This window comes from uncultured Pseudoramibacter sp., assembly GCF_903789625.1.
GTDB classification, from domain to species: Bacteria; Bacillota; Clostridia; order Eubacteriales; family Eubacteriaceae; genus Pseudoramibacter; species Pseudoramibacter fermentans.
Genome location: NZ_CAIFFF010000005.1, coordinates 64,498 through 90,865, shown reverse-complemented (window position 1 = coordinate 90,865; position 26,368 = coordinate 64,498). Strand labels below are relative to the sequence as shown.

The 26,368-nt window shown below is 56.3% G+C and carries 22 protein-coding genes; 6 read left to right on the top strand and 16 right to left on the bottom strand.

Annotated elements, in window-relative coordinates; all coding sequences use genetic code 11:
- Window positions 1-80: 80 nt before the first annotated feature.
- Window positions 81-914, top strand: a complete 834-nt coding sequence (locus tag QZX60_RS04560; RefSeq protein ID WP_295361844.1) for a 5'-methylthioadenosine/adenosylhomocysteine nucleosidase — start codon at window positions 81-83, stop codon at window positions 912-914.
- Between the two features lie 182 nt (window positions 915-1,096).
- On the opposite strand, the gene QZX60_RS04555 is transcribed toward QZX60_RS04560, so the two are convergent.
- The 12 genes from QZX60_RS04555 to QZX60_RS04500 all read right to left on the bottom strand — a co-directional run bounded on the left by QZX60_RS04555 (window position 1,097) and on the right by QZX60_RS04500 (window position 14,763).
- Window positions 1,097-1,846: a flavin reductase family protein gene (locus QZX60_RS04555; protein WP_295361842.1), complete on the bottom strand. Its 750-nt coding sequence runs from the start codon at window positions 1,844-1,846 to the stop codon at window positions 1,097-1,099.
- A 120-nt stretch (window positions 1,847-1,966) separates the two neighbouring features.
- Entirely contained in the window at window positions 1,967-4,231 is a 2,265-nt protein-coding gene (pflB, locus tag QZX60_RS04550) for a formate C-acetyltransferase (protein WP_295361840.1), read from the bottom strand.
- Window positions 4,232-4,320: 89 nt separating this feature from the next.
- Complete coding sequence (gene pflA / locus QZX60_RS04545; protein WP_295361839.1) at window positions 4,321-5,067, bottom strand: pyruvate formate-lyase-activating protein; 747 nt, start codon at window positions 5,065-5,067, stop codon at window positions 4,321-4,323.
- A gap of 229 nt (window positions 5,068-5,296) precedes the next feature.
- Window positions 5,297-5,998 (bottom strand): Crp/Fnr family transcriptional regulator, encoded by a 702-nt coding sequence (locus QZX60_RS04540; RefSeq protein ID WP_295361837.1) that lies wholly within the window; start codon window positions 5,996-5,998, stop codon window positions 5,297-5,299.
- A gap of 104 nt (window positions 5,999-6,102) precedes the next feature.
- Entirely contained in the window at window positions 6,103-6,603 is a 501-nt protein-coding gene (locus tag QZX60_RS04535) for a MarR family winged helix-turn-helix transcriptional regulator (protein WP_295361835.1), read from the bottom strand.
- 157 nt (window positions 6,604-6,760) lie between these two features.
- Entirely contained in the window at window positions 6,761-7,333 is a 573-nt protein-coding gene (locus QZX60_RS04530; RefSeq protein WP_295361834.1) for a cysteine hydrolase family protein, read from the bottom strand.
- A 12-nt stretch (window positions 7,334-7,345) separates the two neighbouring features.
- Window positions 7,346-8,212: an HAD hydrolase family protein gene (locus QZX60_RS04525; protein ID WP_295361832.1), complete on the bottom strand. Its 867-nt coding sequence runs from the start codon at window positions 8,210-8,212 to the stop codon at window positions 7,346-7,348.
- A 96-nt stretch (window positions 8,213-8,308) separates the two neighbouring features.
- Window positions 8,309-10,489 (bottom strand): RICIN domain-containing protein, encoded by a 2,181-nt coding sequence (locus QZX60_RS04520; protein WP_295361831.1) that lies wholly within the window; start codon window positions 10,487-10,489, stop codon window positions 8,309-8,311.
- 174 nt (window positions 10,490-10,663) lie between these two features.
- Window positions 10,664-11,224, bottom strand: a complete 561-nt coding sequence (gene rbr, locus QZX60_RS04515) for a rubrerythrin (protein ID WP_295361829.1) — start codon at window positions 11,222-11,224, stop codon at window positions 10,664-10,666.
- A gap of 178 nt (window positions 11,225-11,402) precedes the next feature.
- The gene (locus tag QZX60_RS04510) at window positions 11,403-12,563 is read right to left on the bottom strand and encodes a S1C family serine protease (RefSeq protein WP_295361827.1); all 1,161 of its coding nucleotides are present in this window, start codon (window positions 12,561-12,563) and stop codon (window positions 11,403-11,405) included.
- A gap of 32 nt (window positions 12,564-12,595) precedes the next feature.
- Window positions 12,596-13,384, bottom strand: a complete 789-nt coding sequence (locus QZX60_RS04505; protein ID WP_295361825.1) for an MBL fold metallo-hydrolase — start codon at window positions 13,382-13,384, stop codon at window positions 12,596-12,598.
- 98 nt (window positions 13,385-13,482) lie between these two features.
- Window positions 13,483-14,763 (bottom strand): UDP-N-acetylglucosamine 1-carboxyvinyltransferase, encoded by a 1,281-nt coding sequence (locus tag QZX60_RS04500; RefSeq protein WP_295361823.1) that lies wholly within the window; start codon window positions 14,761-14,763, stop codon window positions 13,483-13,485.
- 267 nt (window positions 14,764-15,030) lie between these two features.
- Here QZX60_RS04500 and QZX60_RS04495 point away from each other — a divergent pair, with 267 nt between their 5' ends.
- The 5 genes from QZX60_RS04495 (at window position 15,031) to QZX60_RS04475 (ending at window position 20,045) form a co-directional block, all read left to right on the top strand.
- Entirely contained in the window at window positions 15,031-16,107 is a 1,077-nt protein-coding gene (locus QZX60_RS04495) for a DnaD domain protein (protein WP_295361822.1), read from the top strand.
- Window positions 16,070-17,047: an ATP-binding protein gene (locus QZX60_RS04490; protein WP_295361820.1), complete on the top strand. Its 978-nt coding sequence runs from the start codon at window positions 16,070-16,072 to the stop codon at window positions 17,045-17,047. The genes QZX60_RS04495 and QZX60_RS04490 overlap by 38 nt, the downstream gene beginning before the upstream one ends.
- 450 nt (window positions 17,048-17,497) lie before the next feature.
- Entirely contained in the window at window positions 17,498-17,989 is a 492-nt protein-coding gene (locus QZX60_RS04485) for a methylated-DNA--[protein]-cysteine S-methyltransferase (protein ID WP_295361818.1), read from the top strand.
- A gap of 73 nt (window positions 17,990-18,062) precedes the next feature.
- The gene (locus QZX60_RS04480; RefSeq protein ID WP_295361817.1) at window positions 18,063-18,404 is read left to right on the top strand and encodes a hypothetical protein; all 342 of its coding nucleotides are present in this window, start codon (window positions 18,063-18,065) and stop codon (window positions 18,402-18,404) included.
- 9 nt (window positions 18,405-18,413) lie between these two features.
- Window positions 18,414-20,045, top strand: coding sequence for an AarF/ABC1/UbiB kinase family protein (locus QZX60_RS04475; protein WP_295361815.1), 1,632 nt, complete (start codon window positions 18,414-18,416; stop codon window positions 20,043-20,045).
- Window positions 20,046-20,101: 56 nt separating this feature from the next.
- Here the strand turns inward: QZX60_RS04475 and QZX60_RS04470 are convergent, their stop codons facing one another.
- From QZX60_RS04470 to gyrB, 4 genes are all read right to left on the bottom strand, one after another.
- A complete protein-coding gene (locus QZX60_RS04470; RefSeq protein WP_295361813.1) occupies window positions 20,102-21,007 on the bottom strand; it encodes a DMT family transporter in 906 nt (301 codons plus the stop codon).
- 183 nt (window positions 21,008-21,190) lie between these two features.
- The gene (rpe, locus tag QZX60_RS04465; RefSeq protein WP_295361812.1) at window positions 21,191-21,841 is read right to left on the bottom strand and encodes a ribulose-phosphate 3-epimerase; all 651 of its coding nucleotides are present in this window, start codon (window positions 21,839-21,841) and stop codon (window positions 21,191-21,193) included.
- 20 nt (window positions 21,842-21,861) lie between these two features.
- Window positions 21,862-24,390 carry a DNA gyrase subunit A gene (gyrA, locus tag QZX60_RS04460; protein ID WP_295361922.1) on the bottom strand — a complete coding sequence of 843 codons (2,529 nt, stop codon included), beginning with the start codon at window positions 24,388-24,390 and terminating at the stop codon, window positions 21,862-21,864.
- Between the two features lie 46 nt (window positions 24,391-24,436).
- Entirely contained in the window at window positions 24,437-26,356 is a 1,920-nt protein-coding gene (gyrB, locus tag QZX60_RS04455; protein WP_295361810.1) for a DNA topoisomerase (ATP-hydrolyzing) subunit B, read from the bottom strand.
- Between the last annotated feature and the right edge of the window lie 12 nt (window positions 26,357-26,368).

Genomic DNA, 26,368 nt, shown 5'->3' with positions numbered 1-26,368 from the left:
TCGGTGTTTTATATACAATACAAGGACAAGGCCCGTTCGGGGCCATAACCTAAAATTGATCCACATTTAAGGAGAACGGTATGAAAAAGAATCCAGTAAAAGTGATTGGCGGCATTGCCCTCGGCGCCGGCGCGGCGATTGGCGCGGGCGTTGGGTTTTTCAAGGGCATGCACAAGGCGATCCAAAGCGACGCCAAAACGATGCCGCTGTTCGGGCTGATCTGCCCGATGGAAGAGGAAATGGCGCCCTTCCGCGAAGCGATGGACATCCGCGAGACCTCGGTCATCTCGGGCTTGACCTTCACCGAGGGCACCCTCTGCGGCCAGTCGGTGGTCCTCGTGCAGTGCGGGGTCGGGAAGGTGAACGCCGCGGTCTGTGCCCAGGCGCTGTGCTCCCATTTCCCGATTGACGCGCTGATCAACGTCGGCGTCGCCGGGACGACGGCTGAAGATATCCACCAGGGGGATCTGGTGGTCTCTACCGACGCGGTGCAGCACGATTTCGACGTGACGGTCCGCGGGTTTGCCCCGGGGGAAATTCCGGATCTGCCGGAGTGGGATTTCAAGGCGGCGACGTCGCTGATCGATTTGGCGTCGCGGGCTTACGAAGCCTGCCGGGACGAAATGGACGGCGCGGGATTCAGCGTCGGGCGCATTGCCAGCGGCGACCAGTTTATCGCCGGCGGTCCCCGGGCGGACGCGATCCAGAATACCTTTAAGCCGGCCGCGGTGGAAATGGAAGGGGCGGCCATTGCGCAGGCGGCCGCGCTGAACGATGTACCTTTTGTCATCATCCGCGCGATTTCCGACAACGCCGACAAGGATGCGCCGACGCTGACCTACGACGAATTCCTGCCGATGGCCATCCGCCACAGTTTTGTGCTGGTATGCCAGATGCTCGCGATGGCGGAGTAATAATCTGAACAATCAAACACAAAAATATGACACCCTTATTTGACAATAAAGGTGTCATTTTTTGTTTAAAATACAATTATTCACAGGTATTTTCTGTAAAATTTCTTCAACTCTTCCCACAAAAAAACATTTAAGCCGCACTCTAAAAAATGACACTGCCGAAATCTGTGGAAAAGTGGACATCAATGGGGATAAATCCGGCGGCGCTTCCGGCTTTTGGCTGAACGTTTTTTCTGTGCGGCGCCCTTAGCCTGATTAGACTTCGCACCCTTGGCCTTTCTGCCGCTGCTTTTGCGATGATGGCGGGACGGTCGGCCTTGATCTTTGGCGGCAGCCGTTTTGCGCGCCTTGCCCTTTTTAGCCTGAGCCTTGGGCTTCCGCACCGAGTAGCCGAAGCGGCCGAGGCAGTCGCCGAGGACGAAATAGCCGCCGTGGGAATAGGCGATCAGATGGGCCCGGTCCAGATCGAAGCGGCCGCGCTCATCCAGATACTGCGGGTCCACGTCGGTGGACACCACCTCGGCGACAAACATATCGTGGGAGCCAAGCTCCAGCACCTGGGTCACCCTGCACTCGAGACACACCGGGCTCTCAGCGACGCCCGGCGCCGCAACTTTCCGCGACGGGCTGGGATGGATGTGCATCGCCGCGAACTTGTCCACATCCCGGCCCGATTTCACGCCGCAGTAATCCGCCGCCCGGGCCAGGCGCTCTGTCGTCAGCGAAATGACGAACTCGCCGGAGCGGCTGATCAGCGCGTGGGTGTAGCGCGACTTCCGTATGGACACCGACACCATCACCGGGTCCGAGCACACGGTTCCCGCCCAGGCGGCGGTCATCACGTTGGGCCGGCCCTCTGCGTCCACCGCGCTCACCAACACCGCCGGAATCGGGTAAAGCAGATTCGCCGGCTTCCAATATTCCCTTGCCATCGTCAGGCCTCCTTCAGCATATTTTTCGTTTACAGATTGATTTTGTCCTATCATAACGAAAAAAAAGGACGGCTGCAAGCCGTCCCAATACAATAAACCGTGGTCTCTCTCTGATTTTCCTTACAGGGCCCGATGGGCATTTCTGGCGATGACGTCCAGCTGTTGTTCGCGGGTCAGGTCGATGAATTTGACCGCGTAGCCGCTGACGCGGATCGTAAAGTTCGCGTATTCCGGTTTTTCCGGATGTGCCATCGCGTCCTTAAGCTTGTCAAGTCCGAAGACGTTGACGTTCAAATGATGGGCGCCCTGGCTGAAGTAGCCGTCGAGCACGTTGACCATCTTGCCGTTGCGTTCGCCGTCGTCGTGGCCCAAAGCGTCCGGATGGATGGTCTGGGTGTTGGAGATGCCGTCGAGGGCGTACTTGTACGGCACCTTGGCAACCGAGTTCAGCGACGCCAGCAGGCCGTTTTCTTCAGCGCCGTAAGCCGGGTTGGCCCCAGGTGCGAAGGGGGTGAAGGCGGGGCGGCCGTCCGGCAGCGCGCCAGTGGCCTTGCCGTACACGACGTTGGAGGTGATGGTCAGAATCGATGTCGTCGGTTCGGAGTTGCGGTAGGTGTGATGCTTCTTGATCTTGTCTAAGAAGGCGTGGAGGAGCTTGACCGCGATGTCGTCCGCTCTCGGGTCGTCGTTGCCGTAGCGCGGGAAGTCCCCTTCGATCTTGAAGTCCTTGGTGACGCCGTAGTCGTCGCGGATCGCGGTGACCTTCGCGTATTTGATCGCCGACAGGGAGTCGACCACGTGGGAGAAGCCCGCGATGCCGGTGGCGAAGGTGCGGCGCACATCGGTGTCGATCAGCGCCATTTCTTCCGCTTCGTAGTAATACTTATCGTGCATGTACTGGATCAGGTTCAGGATATTGACGTACAGCCCGGCCAGCCAGTCGAGCATCTGGTCGTATTTGTGGGCCACTTCGTCGTAGTCGAGCACATCTGAAGTGATCGGCGCGTATTCCGGGCCGACCTGCATCGGCGAGCCGTCCTTGTTCTTGAATTTTTCGTCCTTGCCGCCGTTGATCGCGTAGAGCAGGGCCTTCGCCAGGTTGGCGCGGGCGCCGAAGAACTGCATTTCCTTCCCAGTCTGGGTCGCGGAGACGCAGCAGCAGATGCTGTAGTCGTCGCCCCAGAAGGGTTTCATCACGTCGTCGTTTTCGTACTGGATCGCCGAAGTTTTGATCGAAATCTTGGAAGCGTAATGCTTGAAGGCTTCCGGCAGGCGCGGGGAGTAGAGCACGGTCAGGTTCGGTTCCGGTGCCGGCCCCATGTTTTCCAGGGTGTGGAGGAAACGGAAGTCGTTCTTCGTGACCATCGAGCGGCCGTCGAGACCGGTGCCGGCCATTTCCAGCGTCGCCCAAACCGGGTCGCCGGAGAAGAGTTCGTTGTAGCTCGGGATCCGCGCGAATTTGACCATTCTGAACTTCATGACCAAGTGGTCGATGAGTTCCTGGGCTTCCTTTTCGGTCAAGGTGCCTTCTTTTAAGTCGCGGTCGATGTAGATGTCGAGGAAGGTGGAGATGCGGCCGACGGACATCGCCGCGCCGTTCTGGGTCTTGATCGCGCCGAGGTAGCCGAAGTACAGCCACTGGACCGCTTCGTGGGCGTTGACAGCCGGCTTCGAGATGTCGCAGCCGTAGATCTGAGCCATAGCCTTCAGGCCCTTGAGGGCGTTGATCTGGTCGGTAATTTCTTCGCGGAGGCGGACCACATCGTCGGTCATCGTGCCGTCACCGCAGTTGAGCTTGTCTGCTTCCTTCTTTTCGATCAAATAGTCCACGCCGTACAGCGCCACGCGGCGGTAGTCGCCGACGATTCGGCCCCGGCCGTAGGTATCCGGCAGCCCGGTGACGATGTGGGCGTGGCGGGCGCGCCGCATTTCCGGGGTGTAGGCGTCAAAGACCGCCTGGTTGTGGGTCTTGTGATATTCGTTGAAGATCTGATCGTATTTCGGATTGATCTGATAGCCGTAGGTTTCCGCGGCTTCCTTGGCCATTTTGTAGCCGCCGTAGGGCATGAAGGCCCGTTTCAGCGGTTTGTCCGTCTGGAGGCCGACGATTTTTTCAAGAGCCTTGGTGTCCTTGCCGATGTAGCCCGGGCCGTAAGCCGTCAGCCCAGAGACCACTTCCGTTTCGCAGTCGAGCACGCCGCCCTTGGCCCGTTCTTCCTTCTGCAGGGCCTGAACCTGATTCCAGAGTTCGGTCGTCGCGTCAGTCGGCCCTTCCAGGAAAGATTCGTCGCCGTCGTAGGGGGTGTAGTTCTTCTGAATGAAATCCCGAACGTCGATGTCTTCTTTCCACAGGTCGCCGTTAAAATTACGCCATGCGTTTGCCATTGTCATTCTCCTTTATACTAAAATCCTACAAAACCAAAACCATTTATTTTTATCTTTAATATTGTCATCGGCGGCGGGGCCGCCGGCTTTTAAGCCTGTGTTTTCCCGGGGACGAGGATCGCCTCAGCCGCCTGCACCTGTTCCGGCGTCGGCGGGTCGATCCCCTCGAGGGAGTAGGTCAGCCCGAGGGCTTCCCATTTGTAAGCGCCCATCGTGTGGTAGGGGAGCACCTCGACCTTTTCGACGGTGTTTAAGCTGTCGATGAAGGCCCGCTCCGCCTTGAGCCCTTCGGGGTCGTCGGTGATGCCGGGCACCAGCACCTGCCGAATCCACAGCGGCACGTCCATGTCCGAAACGGTCCTGAGCATCTGGTGGATGTTGGCGTTGGGCACGCCGGTGAGCCATTTGTGGTGGTTCGGGTCCATCGTCTTGATGTCGGCAATCACCAGATCGGTCAGCCCCATCAATTCGACGAACTTGTCGTACCAGGGGCCGTGATCGGTAAAGGGCTGGCCCGCCGTGTCGATGGCGGTGTGGATGCCCTCCGCCTTGGCCAGCTTGAACAGCGCCAGCAGAAAATCGATCTGCAGCAGCGGTTCGCCGCCCGAGACGGTGATGCCGCCACCGCCGCCCCAATAGGGCCGGTAGCGCTTGGCCTGGGCGATCAAATCCTCCGGCGTGCGCAGCGTCCCAGCGCTGCAGTCCCAGGTGTCGGCGTTGTGACAGAAGCGGCACCGCATCGCACAGCCCTGCACGAAAATCACAAACCGAATCCCCGGCCCGTCCACTGACCCAAAGGTCTCAATGGAATGAATCCTGCCTTGTACTGATGCCATGTCACCGCCTCCTTCATCGTGTGTATCAAAAGCCATCTAAAAAAATAAGTGCCTGTCTGAAAGACAAGCACTCGTTTGGGTGTCTCATCTTTAAGACACCCATAATGTAACACCTTCTCGGGCTCCGTTCTTTGATTCAAATCAAATAAAAAGCGAAATTTTATTTTTTTGTGAAAAATTTTTTAGGCCGCGCCGGATTTTCATCGATTTTCAATTTGATCGGCCGCCGTCATTCGCTGTCGACGTAGGCGGACAGCGCCTGCCGATCCAGCACCCGGAGCTTCCCGCGGCCAATCCGTTTGATATAGCCGTCCCGCTCCAGCTGGGTCAGATGGCGGCTGACGGTCTCGACCCGGAGGTTCACCGACGAGGCGATATCCTCGAGCTTGAGCTCCACGTCCCGGTCGAGGCAGCGGGCGTCCCGGTAGAGCAGGAACTGGGCGATGCGCCGGCGGGGATCCCGAATCGACAGGATGATGACCTTTTTTTCGGCCTCGTCGAGCTCGGTGGAGAGCATCTCGATCAAATGGATCACCGTCTCGGGATGGCGCTCGAGCACCTCGGTCAGCGCGTCCCGGGGGATTTCGCAGAGGGTCACCGGCTCGAGGCAGATCACGTCGTAATGGTAGATGTGATCCTTCAAGAAAATGCCGTGCCAAATGGCCTGGCCATCGTGGAGGACGTCGAGAATGTGTTCCTCCCCTGAGGCGTCTGTACTGGCAATCTTGACCTTGCCGCGCTGAATAATCAGCACCGAATCGATGGGATCGCCTTCCCGGACCAGCGCAGTGCCCCGGGCGTGAACGGAATGGACCGCCCGGGCAACGAGCTGACCCTGAATCGCCATTGGCAGCCGCTCAAACAGACGGATATGGGAAATGCAGAAATGACGCTGGTCGGTGTATGAACATTGACATTTATGGACAGACATGTCGGCCTCCTTTCGATGAACAGAATAAACAGCACAATAAAAGCACAAATAAAAAACAGACCTCGGGAATCAATCCTCGAGATCTGTTAAATCATAGTCGCGGTTTAGGCTTCCGCCAAGCTGGGAGAGAGCAGGTGGGTGATCATGCCCATCGCCAATTTCAGCTTCTTGCAGTCATCAGTGCTCAGACCTTCGATCTGGGAGCTGACCCGGCTGTCCATCATCGAAGAAAGTTCTTCGACAACGCGCTGGCCTTTGTCGGTCAGCCGCAGGGAATAGGCCCGGCCGTCCTCTTCGCAGGGTTCCTTGGACACGAGGCCCTTTTTGCGGAAACGCTTGATAATCCGGCTCATGTAGCCCTGATCGACGTACATCGCGTCGGCCAGTTCGTTCAGCCGGCATCCGTCCCGCTTCTTGAGCTCGAACAGCGTCCGGCATTCGGTGATCGAAAATCCCGAATCCAGGTAGCCGTCGTTGAGCATCCCCATGTACACCGTGTAGAATTCGTTGAAATCGCAAATTTCGTGAACGGTGTCACTGAAAACTTCCGCGTTTAAATCTGCCGTCTCTAGAGGATCCGGCACGTCCTGTGCTTCACATTTCATAAATTGATTAAGTCCTTTCTGTTTGTATAAATGAGTTTAAGTTTTATAAAACAATTGGTAACCGTCTATGTTTATATCACAAATACTTGACCGGGTCAAACTTCCAAGCCATATTTAACAAACCATGGGACTTAACCTATTTCAGCTTTACCGATACTTAAGTTTCCGCCAAATAATCCGCTGTGGTCATCAGCTCGCACTGGAGGGGCGCCAAGCCGGAGAGCACCAGCTCCGCCGCCGCCTCCTTCGGCCGGTCCAGCCCCGAGACCGCATCGGTCAGGTAGAGCACGTGGCAGCCGAGGTCGATGGCCGCGCAGGCGGTCCACAGCACGCAGCACTCCGCGACCACGCCGGTGAGGACGACGCGGCCGCCCCGGTCCCGGGCCCGCAGAGCCGCCGCCCGAACCTCCGGACAGTCCAGGGCGTTGTAGGTCGATTTGGGGCAGTAGGGGTGGGTGTCAGCCAGGGGCGCGATGGCGTCGGCCAGGGCGTTGAGCCACGGGTCGGCGTTGATCGCCGCGTACTTCTCGTTGTAATGCCGCCAATCCCCTTCGGGGGCCGCCGGCGGCAGAAAGGCCGTCACCATCAGAGGCACGCCCTCGCGGTCCGCCGCCTCAGCGACGCGCAGCGTCCGCGCGGCCGCGCCATCGAAATCCCGGCAGGCCCACGCTTGGCCCTCGCGGTAGACGTTCTGCATGTCGATGACGAGAATCAGATCTTCTTTTTTCATCGTCCCGTTCCTCTAAAAATCCGACGGAATCAGTCCAAGGCGCACCATCGCCTTGGCGATGCCGTCGTCGTCGATATCGTCGGTCACAAGGTCGGCTCGGGCCTTGGCTGCGGGGACGCCGTTGCCCATGACCACACTGGTCCCGGCGGTGTCGAACATCTCGAGATCGTTGGGGCCGTCGCCGAAGGCGATGGTGTCCGACCGGTCCGCACCGACGGCCGCGATGAGCTCGTCGATGGCGGTGCCCTTGTCGACGCCGATCCGGGTGATTTCGCCGGCGCTCGCGTCGCCCGGTTCCAGGCTGCTGGCGGTCACGCGGAGGTTCACCGGCGCGAGCCAGGCTTCGAATGCGTCCCGGGTGAAGGGCGCCCCGGTGTAGACGACCATGTCGGCGTCGGGATAATGGTCGGCGTAAAGCCCCCGGGCCACGTCGACTTTGACCTTGCCGATGGCCCGGGAAATGACGTCGTAAACCGATTCGCTTTCACCCACCTGAAACAAGCGGTAGCGCCGGAAGGATTCCAGCGCGTTGGGGGAGAGGATGCCGATGTGGGCCATCTGAATCAGCATCGGCACGTTGCCGCGGTTCAGCATCGCCATGACCCGCTGCATCCGCTCGGCGCCGAAGACGTGGCAGCCGATTTCCCGTCCGTCCGCGATCACGTGGGAGCCGGAACCGAAAATGTAGCCGTCGAAGCCGAAATCCATCAAAAAGGGGTAGACCTCCGCCTCGCTGCGCCCGGTGCAGAGCACCAGCTTGTGGCCGGCGTGCTGGGCCGCCCTCAGCGCCCGCGCCGCGGAGTCGGGCAGCACCTTGTGAAAATTGACCAGGGTGCCGTCCACATCAAAAAATAAAAGTTTCGTGTGTTCTGTTTTCATGGGTCTATCTTAGCCGATATGCCGCAGGATTTCAAAAAATTTTAGATAAACAAAAAACAGCGCCGAAGCGCTGTTAAAAAATCGTCATTTGCCGTCTTAACTGTAGACGACAACCCGCGTATTTGTTGGGATGTTGTCGTAAATCCATTTGGCGTTGTTGAGCGCGAGCCGCACGCAGCCGTGAGAGACCCCTCTGCCCAGCGTGCCGTCTTTAACTCTCGACGGCGTACTTGCTGGATAGTACAGCACAGAGTGGAAGAGATAATTGCCGCTGAACTGCGTTGCGTACCAGCACCGGTAGGAGCTGCTGCCGAAGTACCTTTCCTTGATGCCAACGGTGAACACGCCCTTTTTCGTCGGCGTTCTAGCCGCACCGTCACCGCAGATGTAGCGCTGGATGCGCGTCCAATGGTTTTGATACCCTTTGTAAATCGAAACGAGGTGGCGGGAACAGTCGACGAGAATCGCGTAGCCGGTGCTGCTGGAATAGCCCTGCGCCTTTCGGTCCATCGCGTCCAATTGCCGGTACATCTGCACGCTGTAGTCGATCGCCGCGTAATCCGTACCGGTCGTCTTGGCCAGCACAAATTTCTGCGCCTTCGAATTATTGAAGCTGTACAACTGAATGTTGGTGCCGTTGCCGGTTTTGCCGCCAGCCGCGTCCAAAACCCGGCTGCTGTTAGCGTTGATGAAGGAAAAGCTGCCGTCCGCGTTTTGATGGACGATCCATTTCTGCGCCATCGTGCCGTTGTCGCGGTACTGCTGCACATTGGTGCCGTTCGCCGTTTTGGCGCCGGCTGCATCGAGCACGTGGCGGGATTTTTCATTTCGAATTTTGACAAACCCATTGCCGAGATTCACAATCGTAAATTTCTGCGCACAGGTGCTATTGGATCTGTAAAGCTCGAGATTGGCCTGCATTTTCCGAGAGCCGCCCGTGATATCCAAAACCGCTGACTGATTGGCCGCATTTTTGAAGATGAATTCGCCTGTAATGGGATTGTAGGCGACGGCCTTCAGATAAAATTTCTGCGCATCCGAGCCATTGGCCGCGTAAACCCAAAGGTTAGCGCCGTCGGCCGTTTTGCCGCCGCTGACGTCCAGCACATTGGCGCCGTTGTTGCCCGCTGCAAAATAGCAGGTACCGTCACCGGTGTGCCGCAACACCCAGCGCTGCGCCGCCGTGTTGTTGTTGAAATACTGGCGCACATTGGTGCCGGATTTTTTTGACCCGCCCGCGATATCCAGCGTCATGCCGGAGTTTAACGAGGTGATCCGGTAGGTCCCGCCGGTTTTGGTGATGATAAATTTCTGCGCGTCCGTACCGTTGTTTTTGTACAGCTGCAGATTGGCGCCGGAGCCCATCGAGCCGCCGGCAATATCGAGCACCTTCTGGTCGTCCAGCTTCGAGACGATCGTGTAGACACCGTCCTTAACCGAGATGTTCGCGGCCGATTTCAAGAAATTAAATTTCTGGGCCTTCGTGCCGTTTTTGCTGTACAGCCAGACATTGGTGCCGTTTTTCATACTGCCGTACTGCACGTCAATCACCTTGCCGTTCTTTTTAGACAGGATGTAGTAGGCGCCGTCTCCAGCGGGAAGAATTTCCCATTTCTGAGCGTCCGTGCCGTTTTGGTCGTACTGCCAGATATTCGTACCATCAGCATCAGCGCCACCGCAGATATCGACAACCTTGCCGGAGCCCTTATTGACAATCAGGTAATAGCCCCCATCTTCGTCGTCGGACGCCACCCATTTGACGTCGAACTTCTGTGCGTTGGACCCATTGGCGTCGTAAAGCTGAATATTGGCCTTGCTCTGTTTACTGCCGCCCGAAACGTCGAGCACCTTGAAGCCGTTTTGATGCGACGCGATGACGTAGGTGCCGTCTTCGACCGTCTTGACGTATTTCGGCGCTGCTGGCTGTGTGGCAGGTGCAGTCTGATCCTGCTGTGCGGGTTTCGATGTGTCCCCAGTTTCCGCAGCCTGCGTTTTTTCTGCCGGCTGCGTCGATGATGCCACATCCGTTGATTTTGCCGAATCCGAAGAGGTGTCCCCTTGGGTCACACTTTCAGCATTCTGCGCGGCAGCCTCGGTACTGGCCTGATTCGCCCCAGTGGTGTTAGGGACGGTCTCTGTAACAGCCGCCGCAGGCGTCTGCGCGTTCACCGCGCTGTCGTCCGCTTCCGCCGCCAGCGCTGCCTGCGGTCTCATCAGAAAAACAGCGCCTGCAATGAGAAATACCGCGAAAAGCCATTTCCATTGCCTGAATTTCATAATCCGCTCCTCTCATCAATGATTTCGCCTATTTAGCATGCTTTCTAAATTTTATAAAAAGATACTTAAAAACGTTTACGGTTATTTTACCCTAAAAGAAATCAATTGTATACATAAAAAATGGCAAAAATAAAAACAGCGCCGAAGCGCTGTTTTAAGTGCAATGCTTAAATCTTAGTAATTCAAAGCCTGAATTCTGAAGTAGCTCTGCGGATGTGCGCAGACCGGGCAGACTTCCGGTGCCTTCGGGCCGACCACGATGTGGCCGCAGTTGCCGCACTGCCAAATCTGATCGCCGTCTCTTGAGAACACGACACCGTCGTTGATGTTCTTGAGCAGTTTTTTGTAGCGTTCTTCGTGGTGTTTTTCGATGTCCGCCACCATCCGGAACAGGCGGGCGATATCGTCAAAGCCTTCTTCTTCTGCTTCTTTTGCCATTCTCGGGTACATTTCGGTCCATTCGTAAGCTTCGCCGTCTGCTGCAGACTGCAGGTTGTCCGGAGTGTCGCCGACGCCGTAGAGGATCTTGTACCACATTTTGGCGTGTTCTTTTTCGTTGTTCGCGGTTTCGGTGAACAGTTCAGAAATCTGAACGTAGCCGTCGCTCTTCGCTTTGCTTGCGAAATAGGTGTATTTATTACGTGCCTGGGATTCACCCGCAAAGGCATCCTGTAAATTCTTTTCGGTTTTTGTGCCCTTTAATTCTTCAGCTCTGCATCTTAAAAAATCTGCCATTTAAAAAACCTCCTTTGATGATTCAAATGTGATTGATGAATATGCTCTCCTTCTCTCAATTGAGAACAGCTCTATCTTATCGCAATCCGGGAATCTCGTCAATGTTAATTAGAACCATTCTAAAAAAGAATTCATCTCATTTTAAGCAATTTTTATGATTTGAACGCACCCGTTTCATTTAACGAACCGCGGATACCTCGACCTCAACCTGTTCGTCGGCACTGCCAGCTTTGGCGCCGGCGCGGTGCACCGTCAGCGTCGTCCTGCTGCCCGGCGTCATATCGGCCAATACCGCCGCCATTTCCCGCGGGTTGTTCACAGACTTGCCCTCTACCGAGGTGATGACGTCGCCCACTGCGACGCCTGCCTTTTCTGCGCCCGATCCCGGCGCTATCGTCAGCACCGCGACACCATTGTCGAAGGACGCGGTCTTCCCGGTGCGCAGCTTGAATTGATCGGCGCTTTCGCCGGTGATCCCAATGGTGCGGGGTTCGTAAGTCCCGGTCATGATCACCTGATCGAGCACCGTCGCGAGGGAATAGGCCGGCAGCGCGTAAGTGCCTGCCGCGTCCGTCTTCACGGTCATCCCGACGATCTGCCCATCGCTGTCGCAGATCGGCGTGCCCGCTGCGCTGTCCCCGTCGATCTGAATCAAATCCCGGACCGCGTAGCCGCTGCCGTCGGACGCGAGGACGTTGGCGTCAGGATTGAGAATCGACGCCTTTTTCGTCGCGTAGGTGTGGCCGCTGCGCCCGAGCTGCATCACCACTTCACCCTTGTAGAACTGGTCCTCGTCGGACAGCACAGCCGGTTTAAAGTGGCCCCCGGAGACCTTGATCAGCGCCAGATCCAAATCGGCGTCCAACCAGATCACCTTCGCAGCGTAGGTCTTCTTTTTCTTATCGGTGACCTGAACCGCGCCGGTCGTGGTGATCAGGTGCGCCGCGGTCATGATCATCCCGTCTGTGGTCACCGCAAAGCCCGTGCCGGACGAAGAGCCGGAGGTCACGTTGAGGACGGCCCCGTTTAAAGTGCTGGCCGCCTGATCCAGACGCGCTGCACCCGCCGCTTCAGCCGCCTCTTCAGAAACGGCGATGCTTTTCATCCCCTGATGGCAGTAAATCGTGAACAGCACGATGACCAGCGCCAGTCCGACAATCACCGTATCCATCATGAACCACCAGGAGCGGCTGTGATTTCCAAATCTGGACTGGCGGCTGTCCGCCTCTTCTTTTTCCGGAAGGCTGGTCGTTTTTTCATTGATCTCGGGAAAAAGATCATTTTGAAATGCCGGAGTGGAGTGGATGGATTCTTCGATATCTTTTCGCTGCTTCGTCATTTCAAAACTCCTTGTGTTTTTTCTTAAACTGATCATCCCAAATCGAAGACGCTGGAGCGCTCGTGACGTCTGGCCACGGCGACCCGGGTATCCTTTTCTGAGATGCCTGCCTGTTTAAAGAAATTTTGTGTCGTCTGGTAGGCGAGAATCGGCAGATTGTTTTCGTGGCTCAAATGGGCCAGCACGATCTGCTTCACGCCGCTTTCCGCGAGATCGACCGCCATTTCGCCGGCGGTATCGTTGGACAAATGTCCCAGCTTACTGGCGATGCGGTGCTTCAGCGCGTAAGGGTAGGGCCCGGTTTCGAGCATCCCAGCGTCGTGGTTGCTCTCGAGCACCACCAGATCCCGTCCGGCCAGCGCCTGCGCGATTTCCGGCGAGACGATGCCGGTGTCGGTGGCAATGCCGACAGTGTGGGCGCCGCTGTCAAAGGTGAAGCCCACCGGGTCGGCCGCGTCGTGGGAAATGCCGAAGGTGTCGACGCCCAAATCGCCAATGGCAAAGGGGACGCCGGTCACGAACATGCGGATATTGTGCCCGGCGATTTTGCCGATATCCGGCGCCATCGCTTCCCAGGTGGCCGCGTTGGCGTAAATCGGCAGATCGTACCGGCGGGACAACACCCCAGCGCCGTGAATGTGGTCGCGGTGCTCGTGCGTGATCAAAATGCCGTCGATCTGCGCGGGCAGCTCATCGATGGACATCAAGCCCTGTTCGATCTTCTTCCCGGACAGGCCGGCGTCGACGAGAAGCCGGGTCGCGCCGTGGGAAACAAACAGGCAATTGCCCGACGACCCGCTGTACAGACTACAAAATTTCATAATTTAATGCCTCTAACGTTTTTTATCTTAATCGGTAATCCTTAAAATGACTCTAAAAAACAAAAGCCCCAGAATGGGGCGTAAAGTATTGCTTAAGATTAGTCGTCTAAATGACTTTTCACGGTAACCCGTTCGATGTGGGCGCCGAGATTTCTGAAATTTTCCTCGAGATTTTCGTAACCCCGATCGATGAATTTCAGGCCCGTAATTTCCGAACGGCCCTTGGCCACAAGGGCGGCGATGACCATCGCGGCGCCGGCGCGCAGATCGGTTGCGGCAATTTTGGTGCCCGACAGCTCCGGCACGCCTTCAATCATGGCCGTCCGGCCGTTGATCGAGATGTGCGCCCCCATTTTTCTGAGCTCGTCCACGTATTTGAACCGATTTTCGAAAATGCTTTCGTGGAGGCGGCTGTTGCCCTCCGCGATGGACATCAAAACCGCCATCGGCTGCTGAAGGTCAGTCGGGAAGCCCGGGTAGGGCAGGGTCTTCACGTGACAGCGTTTCAGGCGGCCCTGGTGGCTGACCTGGAGGCAATCGCCGTTGACGTTCACGACGTCCGCGCCCATTTCCTTGAGTTTCGCGGTGACACTTTCCATGTGCTTTGGAATGACGCCCTTGACGAGGACATTGCCGTTGGTGGCCGCTGCGGCCATCATGTAGGTCCCGGCTGTAATCTGGTCGGGCACCACCGAATAGGAGCAGGCGTGGAGCTCCTGCACGCCGTGGATGCGGAGGGTGTCCGTACCGGCGCCCTTGATGTTGGCGCCCATTTTATTGAGGAAGTTCGCCACGTCGACGATGTGTGGTTCCTTCGCGGCGTTTTCGATGACTGTGCGGCCTTCGGCGAAAACCGCCGCCAGCATCACGTTGATCGTCGCCCCCACCGACACGACGTCCATGTAAATATCCGCCGCGTGGAGATGATCGGCGTGCATTTTGACGCAGCCGTGTTCGATGACCACGTCGGCGCCGAGGGCTTCAAAACCCTTGATGTGCTGGTCAATGGGGCGGTCGCCGATGTTGCAGCCGCCGGGCAGCGGGACAATCGCGTTGCCGTAGCGGCCCAGCAGCGTGCCGAGCAGATAGTAAGACGCGCGCATTTCGCCGATTTCGTCCTGATAAGGGGCACAGTCGTAGGACAGCTCATCTCGGGAATCGATGGTGAGCACGTCGTCCTGCCAGTCGACCTTCGCGCCGATTCGGCTTAAAATGTCGACCATTTTGCGGACGTCGTCAATTCTCGGGACGTTGTCGATCGTCACGACGTTGCGGCTCAACAGTGCCGCAGGAATCAGCCCCAGCACCGCGTTTTTCGCGCCGGTGATCTGGACTTCGCCTTTTAACGGATAACCGCCTTCAATGATAAATTTATCCATCGTATCCAATCCTCTCAAATTTATATCCTTTATGGAATCTCTCACTATATCGCAAAAAAGCGGGTAATTCAAACCCGCTCCCTTTGTTTAAAACTAAAATACAACAATCTGTACAGCGATGTGCTTCACATTCGCTTTTTTCCCATTTTAAACTTCTGATATTATATCATAATGTTTCAAATTATCAACTTTTTTGAACGGATTTCTTTTTGTTTAAGCTGTGATATAATAGTCAAGAAATTAAGGATGGGCGGAGGAAAACGGAAAATGGATAAGCGGCACTCAACGAAGTTTGTCTTCGACAGCGGCAACGAAAATTACGGCATCACGCCGGTGGAGAACGCCTTCATCAACATTTACATGCCTCCGGCCAACGGCGACTACGTCAAGGTGTACCTCTACGGCCTCAAGCACTGCTTCTCAAGCGCGTCGATGCCCATTGACAACGAGCTGTTGTCCGAGGAGCTGCAGATCACAGAAGGGGACGTGCGCAAGGCCTGGGACTACTGGCAGGATCAGGGGATTCTCTCGGTCCGCTACAACGACAGCGGCCGGGCCGAGGTGCATTATTTCAGCATTCCGGCGCGCATCCTGGACAACTACCCGCAGCCCGACGCGCCGGCCAACGCCGAGGACACCGCGCCGAAAAACGAACAGGAAGCCAAAATCCAAGAGATGTTCAAAATCATCGAGAAGATGTTCAGCGCCACCCTGTCGGTCTCGACGATGCAGCAGCTTTCAGAATATTTGACAGATTACCATTTTGAACCCGAAACCGTCATCCTGCTGGCCGAATACTCGCTGAAAAACATCACCTCTAAAGGGGATCATTTCACCCAGAGTCAGGCGGTCCGCTACATGAACAAGGTCGCCGACAGCTGGCAGGACGCCGGCGTCATCACCCCAGAGGACGCCGACGTGTACATCGCCGAATCCCGAACCCGCCAGAGGCTGTATTACGGCGTGCTTAAAGCCATCGGACAGAACCGCAGCCCGATGCAGACAGAGCGGGAAACCATCGACAAATGGTTCGACACCTATCATTTTAAGCCGGAAATTGTCAAAGAGGCGCTCCGCCGGACGACCAAGCCCAGCGTGAACTACGTGGACGGCATTCTGACCCGTTGGCACGACGCCGGCATGACGACCCTCGACGCTGTCCGCCAGGAGGCCGAGGATTTCCGCAAAAACGCCGGCGCCAAAGGGCCAGCTCAGCCGGCAGCCGCCGACGCGGACACCCGCCAGCGCGAGGATTTAATCGACGCCCTCGCCGACCAGGATACACAAGCTTTATGGAGTCTGATTGATGAACAAGAAGAACTTAAATCCAGAGACGATCATTGAGGATTTCCTCAACAGCCGAAAACGCCACCTCTATTTTGAAAACAAGCGCATCGCGGACATTTACGACCGGGTGCCGGCACTCAAGGCTATAGAAAATGAACGCAACGCAGCTGGCGCCAGGCAGGTGCAGGCGCGGCTGGCCGGCGATCCCGACGCCGTGCCCAATTATCACAAGAAGCTCGCCGAGCTGAATACGCGCCGCGCTGAAATCATGAAGGCGCACCACCTCACCGCCGCAGACTTCGAGATTCACTACCTCTGTCCCGACTGCCACGACACGGGGTACAGAGGGCGGGCGGTCTGCCACTGCCTGAAGCAGGCCCTGACCGACGCGGCCTTTTCCCGCTTCGATTTAAGTCCCCGGGCCCGGCTTGAAAATTTCGATACTTTCGAGCTCAAGTACTACGCGGACGACAAGCCCGAACACGGACCGAGCCCGAGACGCTACATGGCGGCGATGAAACAGCTGATGATGAATTACTGCGCCGATTTCGACGCTCAGCACGACAATTATCTCTTTTACGGCGCGCCGGGGCTCGGCAAAACCTTTTTATCCAACTGCGTGGCCAACGCCTTAATCGAAAAGGGGAAAAACGTGATCTACATCACCGCCGAGCACCTGATCAATCTGGTCCGCGAAGCGGTGCGGGATGGCAATGACCGCACCTTATCCGACAGCCTGTCCGACTGCGACCTGCTAATCATCGACGATCTCGGCGCCGAGTACCAGACGGCCTTTTCCGACGACCAGCTCTTTCAGATCATCAACGATCGGATTTTAGGAGACGGCCCGATGCTGATTTCCTCGAATCTGTCGCCGAAGCAGATTCAAACCCGGTACAACACTCGGCTCGCGTCCCGAATGATCGGCCACTTCAAGGCGCTGCACTTCGTCGGCACCGATATCCGCATGATCAAGAAGGGCATGGCCCATCAATAAAGGCGCTGTAAAAATTTCGTAATTTTCTTGTCATTTCCGCTTGACAATGTGAGTCAGTATCGCTTATAATGATATGCGTATTTGACACAGGGGTATCGCCAAGCGGTAAGGCAATGGACTCTGACTCCATCACGCGCAGGTTCGAATCCTGCTACCCCCGCCATTGATCAAAACATCCTAAACCGGGTGTGATTAAACAGACGCATCAGCGTCTGTTTTTTTATTTGATTTGAAACATCCCTTCTTATTTTAATTAATTGACTTTCTTTGATTGTATATATCATTTTATTTAACTATTTATTTCATTTACATTTTTTTGCAGAATTTTATCGTATTTTTCACTTAATTGTTGTCTTTAATCTAATTAAATGTTGAAATCGCTTGCCATTTCATTATAAATTGTATATTATTTAAATTAGACATATAGTTTTTTCCTGAGGAGGAAAGAAAATGAGTGAACATTACATCAGTTATTTTAAACCCCCATTTGGATTGCTGCTTTTGGAATCCACAGAAGATGTGCTGCTGCGGGTCCAATGGGTAAAAAATCAGGATATTCCCGAAACGGAAACCCGTCCGATTCTGGACGAAACGAAAAAACAACTCCAGGAATATTTCGACGGCAAACGGGAAACCTTCGATTTATCCTTTAACGCGCGGGGGACGGCTTTTCAGAAAAAGGTGTGGAAGGTGCTTCGCCAAATTCCCTACGGGGAAATCAAATCCTACAAGGATATCGCCGAAGCGATCAACAATCCAACCGCGCCGAGAGCCGTGGGACGGGCGAACAACAAGAACCCGCTGAACATCATCATCCCGTGTCATCGGGTCATCGCGACCAGCGGCCTTTTAACCGGGTACGCCGGCGGCGTCGAGATCAAGCGCAAGCTTTTGGCATTGGAACGGCACTACCTGCGCAATTTCGCGGCACGAGATAACTAAATTCACTTAAATTATTTTTAAACTTTTCGTCGTAAGATACCTGTATTGATTTAAAAAACAAGGAGGTCGCATTATGGCCATTAATTTTGGAGAAGAATTCAAAAAAATCATTTTAGCCGGTGTCGGCGCGGCGGCGGTGACCGCTGAAAAAGCCGAACAGGTTGTGAACTACTGTGTAGAAAAGGGCGAATTGACCGTCGAACAGGGGAAGGTCGTCAACGAAGAACTGAAGCACAGCGTCAAGCAGAAGGTAGACGCCACCAAAGAAAAATTCAAGAAAAAGACGAGCTTGGACGACGTGCTGAAGGCCGTCGACAACATGTCCGACGAAGAATTGGAAGCGCTGAAGGAAAAATTGGCGAAGGCCGAAGCGGATGACGCGGACGTGGAAGAAGCGGACACCAAAACAGAATAAGCAACGGTAATGCGCAACGAAAAAAAACTGCCGAGGGGCTACCGCCGCAGACGCGTGCGGGAGATCCTCGGCATTTTATCTAAGTACAACATAAGAGAGGGAATTACCCCCGAAAAATTCCGGGCCATTGTCGAAGAACTTGGCCCGGTTTTTGTTAAAGTCGGCCAAATTCTGTCCATGCGCCAGGACGTGCTGCCCGAGGCCTATTGTCAAGAGCTGGCCAAACTGCGCACCGACGTGGCCCCGCTGCCCTTTAAAACCATCGCGGACGTTTTGGAATCGGCGTACCACCAGCCGCTGCGGCGGATCTTCGCCCGCATCGACCACGAGCCCCTTGGCTCCGCATCCATCGCCCAGGTGCACCGCGCCGTGCTGCTGGACGGCACCCCGGTCGTCGTCAAAGTGCAGCGGCCAGGCGTTCAGGAAACGATGAAAATCGACCTGTCGATCCTCAACCAGCTGACGACGCTGCTGCAGCGCACCGGCGTCACCGGCGACGTCATCGACTTCAAAATGGTGCTCTCCGAGGTGGCGGCGACCGCCCGCCAGGAAATGGATTTTATGAACGAGGGGCACAACGCCGAAATTTTCGCCCACAACAATTCCGATATACGCTACGTCGACTGTCCGACCATTTTCAAGCACTACACCACGTCCAACGTGCTGATGATGTCCTACATGGGCGGCATCGATATCGACGAAACCGACCGCCTCGTCGAGGAGGGCTACGATCTTCAGGAAATCGCGGTCAAGCTCGTCGAAAATTACATCAAGCAGATTGTCGACGACGCCTTCTTCCAGGCCGATCCCCATCCGGGGAACATCCGCATTCACGACGGCAAAATCGGCTGGATCGATCTCGGAATGATGGGCACCTTGAGCCGCAGGGACTGCGAGCTGTTCCGCGAAGCCATCTCCGCCGTCGCGGCCAAGGACATCAGCGCGATCAAAACCGTCGTCCTCAGCCTGGGCGACCATACAGGCAAGATCGACCACACCCGCCTCTACGCCGATCTGTCCGATTTGATGGACGAGTACGGCAGCGTCAACATCGGCGAAATGAGCCTGTCGGAATTTCTCCAGGATCTGCTCCACATCTGCAACGTCAACCACATCCAAATGCCCCAGGGAATTACGATGCTGGTGCGCGGCGTCATGACCATCGAAAGCGTCGTCGCCAAGCTGGATCCGAGCGCCAGCATCGTCAGCGTCATGCAGCAGCACATCCTCGAGCCGAGCCTTCAGGATCTCGACCTGAAGGTAACGGCGAAAAAGCTGACCCGCAGCCTCATCAGCGCCGGCACCCACACGCTGGAGCTGCCGGAGAATTTAAACAATCTCTCCAAAGAGGCGCTGAAAGGGCACTCCAAATTCAATCTGGAAATCGTCGGCAGCGAAGAGCCGATCAAGCAGCTGGGCAAAATGGTCAACCGGCTCGTGCTGGCCGTCATCACCGCGGCGCTGCTGCTCGCGTCGAGCTTTCTCGCGATCACCGACATGAAGCCACAGATCCTTGGCATTCCGGCGCTGGCCTTCTTCGGCTACCTCGGCGCCCTGATTCTCGGCGGCGGCACCCTCTACAGCGTGTACCGCAGCTGGCGGAAAAAGAAAAAGCGGCGGCCCTTTTTCTTCCCGAAGTAAAGCGTGTAAATCTCAACGCAGCCGCGTTCAACCCGATGGAAAGCCATCGGGTTTTTTTAATGCGGCGGCCTTTTCCGGCGCTTGGGCTCGAAATTAATCAGCACGATACCGGACAAAACCAGTACCATTCCCAAAATTTTTGCGATCGTAAAGGACTCGTGAAACACCAAAAGACCCACAAGCACTGCCGTAATCGGCTCGGACGACGCCAAGACCGACGCCCGCCCCGCCTCGAGGCCCATCAATCCCCGGGTGTAGAAGAAAAAAGGCAGGGTCGTGCTGATGAAAGCGATGCCGAGGGCGGCACCGACACCGGCCGGACACATCAGTCTCGGCCAATCGGCGAGGATGCCAGACAGCGGCACCGCGCCGGCACTGGCAAAGACGAAGGTGTAAAAGGTCGAAACGGCCGGCGAATAGCCCCGCAGGCCGATCAGCTTCCCGAAAATCGAGTACAGGGCGTAGCCGACCGCCGCGCCCATCCCAAACAGGACGCCGGTGACTGGAATGGCCGACAGGCCGTTGAAGGCACCGGTCACCAAAACGAGCCCGGTGAATGTCAGAACGAGAACGGCGGCCTTTTGTTTCGTCCACTTTTCGTGAAAGAGGAGAGCGGAAAAAATCATTACAAAGACCGGCGCCGTGTAGAGGAGCAGTGCCGGCATCGCGGCGCCGCCGAAAACCTCGAGCGCCTTGAAATACGAATAGGAAAAAAAGAGCACGCTGCCGAGCCCAGACGCGGCAAACAACGGCAGATCCCGCGCGCGGACGCGAAGCTGCCTCGGATCCCGCGCGAGCAGAAAGACGCACAAAATGATGGCGGTGATCGTCGTTCGAATCGCCACGCATTCCATCGCTGTGATCCCCAGGGCGTTGAGCTGCCGCACGAAAATCGAAATCACACCCCATAAACATCCTGCCAGGATCACCATCGCCGCATTTTTCATCTTGCCCTTCCGCATCCCACTGCTACCGCCTTTTCTAAAAGAGTTTATTTTATTATTTTATGCGATGAATGGGGAATTAAAAAGCCGTAAAACAGCAAAAATCATCCAAAACCCGTCTTTCACCTTGTTCTTTCACTTCATTTATTGCAGCAAAAAAGCGGCCTGCTGCAGCAGACCGCTCCAATACGTTTAATCCCCTTAAAACAATTGTTTAAACTTTTCAATATTCGCCTGAATGTCGCCTTTGAACAGGCAGGAGCCGGAGACGATGGTGTCGGCGCCGGCTTCGAGGATTTCCGGCAGGGTGTCGAAATTGACCCCGCCGTCCACTTCCAGACGGATGTCCCGGCTGGAGGCGTCGATCATACCGCGGATGGCCTTGAGCCGTTCGGTGGTTTCCGGAATGTAGGACTGACCGCCGAATCCCGGGTGAACCCCCATGACCAGCACCATATCGACGCGGTCGAGGTAAGGCTTCACCGCGTCCACCGGCGTTTCCGGAGAGATGACCACTGCCGGATGGCAACCGAGCTTTTCGATCAAATCGAGGCAGGCGTCGGTGTCGTCGTCGCATTCGACGTGGACGGTAATCGTGTCGGCGCCGGCCTTCGCGAAGCGTTCGATGTAGTCCAGCGGGTGGGTGATCATCAAATGGACGTCAAAGGGCAGATCGACAGATTTTCTGATCTGCGCCACCTGATCCGGCCCCATGGTGATGTTCGGCACAAAATGGCCGTCCATGATGTCCACGTGCAGCCAGTCAGTGCCGGCCGCTTCCGCTTCCTTCAAATGTTCGCCTAAGCGGGTGAAATCCGCGCTGAGCATCGAAATGGAAATAAGTGTTTGCATGGTTCGTGTTCCTTTTTGATTTATTTTTCGCTGTCAGACAGCATGTTGACCTGTTCTTCCGACGCACCCTTGTTTTCGGATTGGGTGTCGTCTGCCGCGTCGTCGTCATCGTCTGCGGGCTCTTCGTTCTGCACCTTGCAGATCGTCGCGATGCGTTCGTCGCCCTTCAGGCGCATCAGGCGCGTACCCTGAGTCGAGCGGCCGATCTGGGTGATGTCGTCGGTCTTGAGCTTGATCACGACGCCTTCGTTGTTGATCATCATGATTTCGCCGCCGTCTTCGATGACGTTGAAGCCGACGAGCTTGCCCGTCTTCTTTGAGCACTTGTAGGTCTGTACGCCCTTGCCGCCGCGGTTCTGAATGCGGTATTCATCGCCGGAGGTGCGCTTGCCGTAGCCCTTTTCGGCGACGCAGAGCACCTTGCAGTCTTCGGACAGGATGTCCATACCGACCACCGTGTCGTCAGGCCGCAGCGCGATGCCGCGGACGCCCATCGAGGTGCGCCCGGTGGGGCGGACGTCCTTGACGTGGAAGCGGATCGCGTACCCTTCGTGGGTGCCCATCACCACGTCTTCGGTGTCGTCGGCGATGCGCACGTTAATGAGCTCGTCGCCTTCCTTGAGCTTGATGCCGTTGATGCCGTTTTTCCGGCTCGACGAGTAGTCGGACAGCGGCGTCTTCTTGATCAGCCCCATCTTCGTGGCCATCGTCAGGTATTTGTTCGGTTCTTCAAAATCCTTGATCTGAATCATCGTCGTGATGTTTTCATCGCTGTCCAGGTCGAGGATGTTGACGATCGCCGTCCCTCTGGCGGTGCGGCCGCCTTCGGGGATTTCGTAGGCCTTCAGATTATAGTACTTGCCCTTGTTCGTGAAGAAGAGCAGATCGTCGTGGGACGAGCAGGTGAATAAGTGCTCGATAAAATCGTTTTCCCGGGTCGAGAGCGCCGAGATGCCCTTGCCGCCGCGCCGCTGTGAGCGGTAGGTGTCGGCCGGGATGCGCTTGACGTAGCCGATGTGGGTCATCGTGACCACGACTTCTTCTTCCTTGATCAGGTCTTCCATGTCGAAATCGTCGATATCGACGTCGAAGGAGGTGCGGCGCGCGTCGCCGTACTGTTCCTTGAGTTCGACCAGCTGATCCTTGATGATGCCAAGGACGAGACTTTCGTCGGCGAGAATTGCCCGGTATTCGGCGATCTTCTTCGTCAATGCCGCGTATTCTTCTTCGATCTTTTCACGTTCGAGACCGGTCAGGCGCTGCAGACGCATGTCCAAAATGGCCTGGGCCTGGATATCGGTCAGCGTGAAATTGTCCATCAAGCGGGCCTTCGCGATTTTCGCGTCGTGGGATTCGCGGATGATTTTAATGACCGCGTCGATGTTGTCGAGGGCGATCCGGTAGCCTTCCAAAATGTGGGCTCGGGCTTCGGCCTTCTTCAGGTCGAATTTCGTCCGGCGGACCACCACTTCCTTCTGGTGTTCGACGTAATAGTAGAGGATCTGCTTCAGGTTCAAAACCTTCGGCTGACCGTCCACAAGCGCCAGCATGATCACACCGTAAGTGTCCTGGAGCTGGGTGTGCTTGTACAGCTGGTTCAAGATGATCGTCGCGTTGGTGTCCCGCTTCAAATCGATGACGATGCGGATGCCGTGCTTCAGGTCCGTTTCGTCGCGGATGTCCGTGATGCCTTCGACGGTCTTGTCCTTGACGAGCTCAGCGATTTTCTGAATCAGCTTCGCCTTGTTGACCATGTAGGGCAGCTCGGAAACGATGATCTGCTGCTTGCCCCGCTTGGTCTGCTGAATGTCGACCTTGGAGCGGACCTTGATGCGGCCGCGGCCGGTGCTGTAGGCGTCGCGGATGCCGCTCTTGCCAAGGATGACCCCGGCGGTCGGGAAGTCCGGCCCCTTGATCGTCTGCATCAGCTCGTCGACGGTGATGTCCGGGTTGTCGATGTAGGCGATGGTCCCGTCACAGATTTCGCCGAGGTTGTGAGGCGGAATGTTCGTCGCCATCCCGACGGCGATCCCCTGAGAGCCGTTGGCCAAAAGGTGAGGGAAACGCGCCGGCAGCACCGACGGTTCCTGTTCCGAGCCGTCGAAGTTGTCGATGAAGTCGACGGTGTCCTTGTTGATGTCCCGGAGCATTTCGACGCCGACCTTGGTCATCTTCGCTTCGGTGTAACGCATGGCGGCGGCACCGTCGCCGTCGATGGAGCCGAAGTTCCCTTGGCCGTTAACCGTCAGGTAGCGGGTAGAGAAATCCTGGGCCATGCGGACCATCGCGTCGTAAACCGAGGAGTCGCCGTGGGGGTGGTATTTCCCCAAAACTTCCCCGACGATACGCGCCGATTTTCTGAAGGGCTTGTCCGGCGTCATGCCCATTTGGTACATCGCGTAAAGGATGCGGCGGTGGACCGGCTTGAGGCCGTCTCTGACGTCAGGAAGGGCCCGCCCGATGATGACGCTCATCGCGTAATCGATGTAGCAGTTCTTCATTTCGTCTTCGATTTTGACGTCTCGCAGGTTCTTCGCCACTGGTGTCATTTGATTGTTTTCGTTATTGTCCATACTCTATCTTTTCTATCCTTGCTTAAATATCCAAATTCTTGACTTTCTTCGCGTTGCGTTCGATGAATTCCTTTCGCGGCTGGACCTTGTCGCCCATCAGCATCGTAAAGATTTCATCGGCGTAGGTCGCGTCTTCGATGCCGACCCGCAGCATCGTGCGCGTTTCGGGGTTCATCGTCGTTTCCCAAAGCTGTTCCGCGTCCATTTCACCGAGTCCTTTATAGCGCTGAAGGGTGATGCGGCTGCGGTCGCGGCCTTCGAGACGGCGGTCGAGATCGGCGTCGTCGTAGGCGTACTCGACGTGCTTGCCCCAGCTGACCTTGTACAGCGGCGGCTGAGCGATGTAGACGTAGCCGTTTTCGATGAGCCCGCGCATGTAGCGGTAGAAGAAGGTGAGCAGCAGCGTGCGGATGTGGGCGCCGTCGACGTCGGCATCGGTCATGATGACGATTTTGTGGTAGCGCGCCTTGTTGATGTCGAAATCTTCGCCGATGCCCGTGCCGAAGGCGGTGATCATCCCGCGGATCGTGTCGGAGTTGAGCATCCGGTCGAGGCGCGCCTTTTCGACGTTGAGGATTTTCCCACGCAGCGGCAGAATCGCCTGGATTTCGGAGTTCCGGCCGACCTTTGCGGAGCCGCCGGCGGAGTCCCCTTCGACGAGGAAGATTTCGGATTTCGACGGATCCTTTTCGCGGCAGTCCGCCAGCTTGCCCGGCAGGGACGTGCTTTCCAGTGCGCTCTTGCGCCGGGTCATTTCCCGGGCGCGCTTCGCCGCCATTCTGGCGTGGGACGCCGAGATGTTTTTCTGCACAATGGCTTCGGCGATTTTCGGATTTTCTTCGAGGAAGGCGTCGAGCTCGCTGCTGACGATGGTTTCGACGATGCCCTTCACTTCCGGGTTGCCGAGCTTGGTCTTCGTCTGGCCTTCGAACTGCGGTTCCAAAAGCTTGACGCTGATGATCGCGGTTAAGCCTTCGCGGATGTCATCGCCGGAGAGGTTCTTGTCGTTCTGCTTTAGGAAGTTGGCCTTCCGGGCGTAGTTGTTGATCGTCCGGGTCAGCGCGCTCTTGAAGCCGTTGAGGTGGGTGCCCCCCTCAGGGGTAAAGATGTTGTTCGCGTAGGCGTAGATGTTTTCCTGATAGCCGCGGGTGTACTGAAAGGCGATTTCCACCTCGTAGTTTTCCATCGACTTTTCGTAGTAGGTGATCTGGTCGTAGAGCACTTCCTTGTTGCGATTCATGTACTCGATGTAGGACTTGATCCCGCCTTCGTAGTGGTATTCGTGACTCTGTTCCTGGCCTGGGCGTTCGTCGGTCAATGTAATCGAAACGCCTTTGTTCAAGAAGGCCAGCTCGCGCAGACGGTGTTCGAGGACGTCGTAGTCGTATTCCGTTTCGTCAAAGATGTCGGCGTCCGGCTTGAAGCTGATCTTCGTGCCGGTGCGGTTCGTATTGCCGATGACCTCGAGCTCCGAGGTCTTGTTGCCGTGTTCGAAGGTCTGGCGGTAAATTTTCTTGTTCTGTTTGACTTCAACCGTCAGCCATTCGGACAGCGCGTTGACGACCGAGACGCCGACGCCATGGAGCCCACCTGAAACCTTGTAGCCTCCGCCGCCGAATTTCCCGCCGGCGTGAAGCACGGTCAGTGCCAGCTCGACGCCGGTTTTGCCTTCCTTGTGGTTGATGCCGGTCGGGATGCCGCGGCCGTCGTCGGTGACGGTGATGATGTCGCCGTCGCCAATGGTGACGACGATTTTATCGCAATAGCCCGCCAGCGCTTCGTCGATCGAGTTGTCGACGACTTCGTAGACCAAATGGTGAAGGCCCTGCTTGCCGGTGCTGCCGATGTACATCCCCGGCCGTCTCTTAACGGCTTCCAGTCCTTCCAAAACCTGGATTTGGTCCGCGCCGTATTCATGTGTTGTCGTTGTCGTTTCAGACATAGTCCCTCCTGT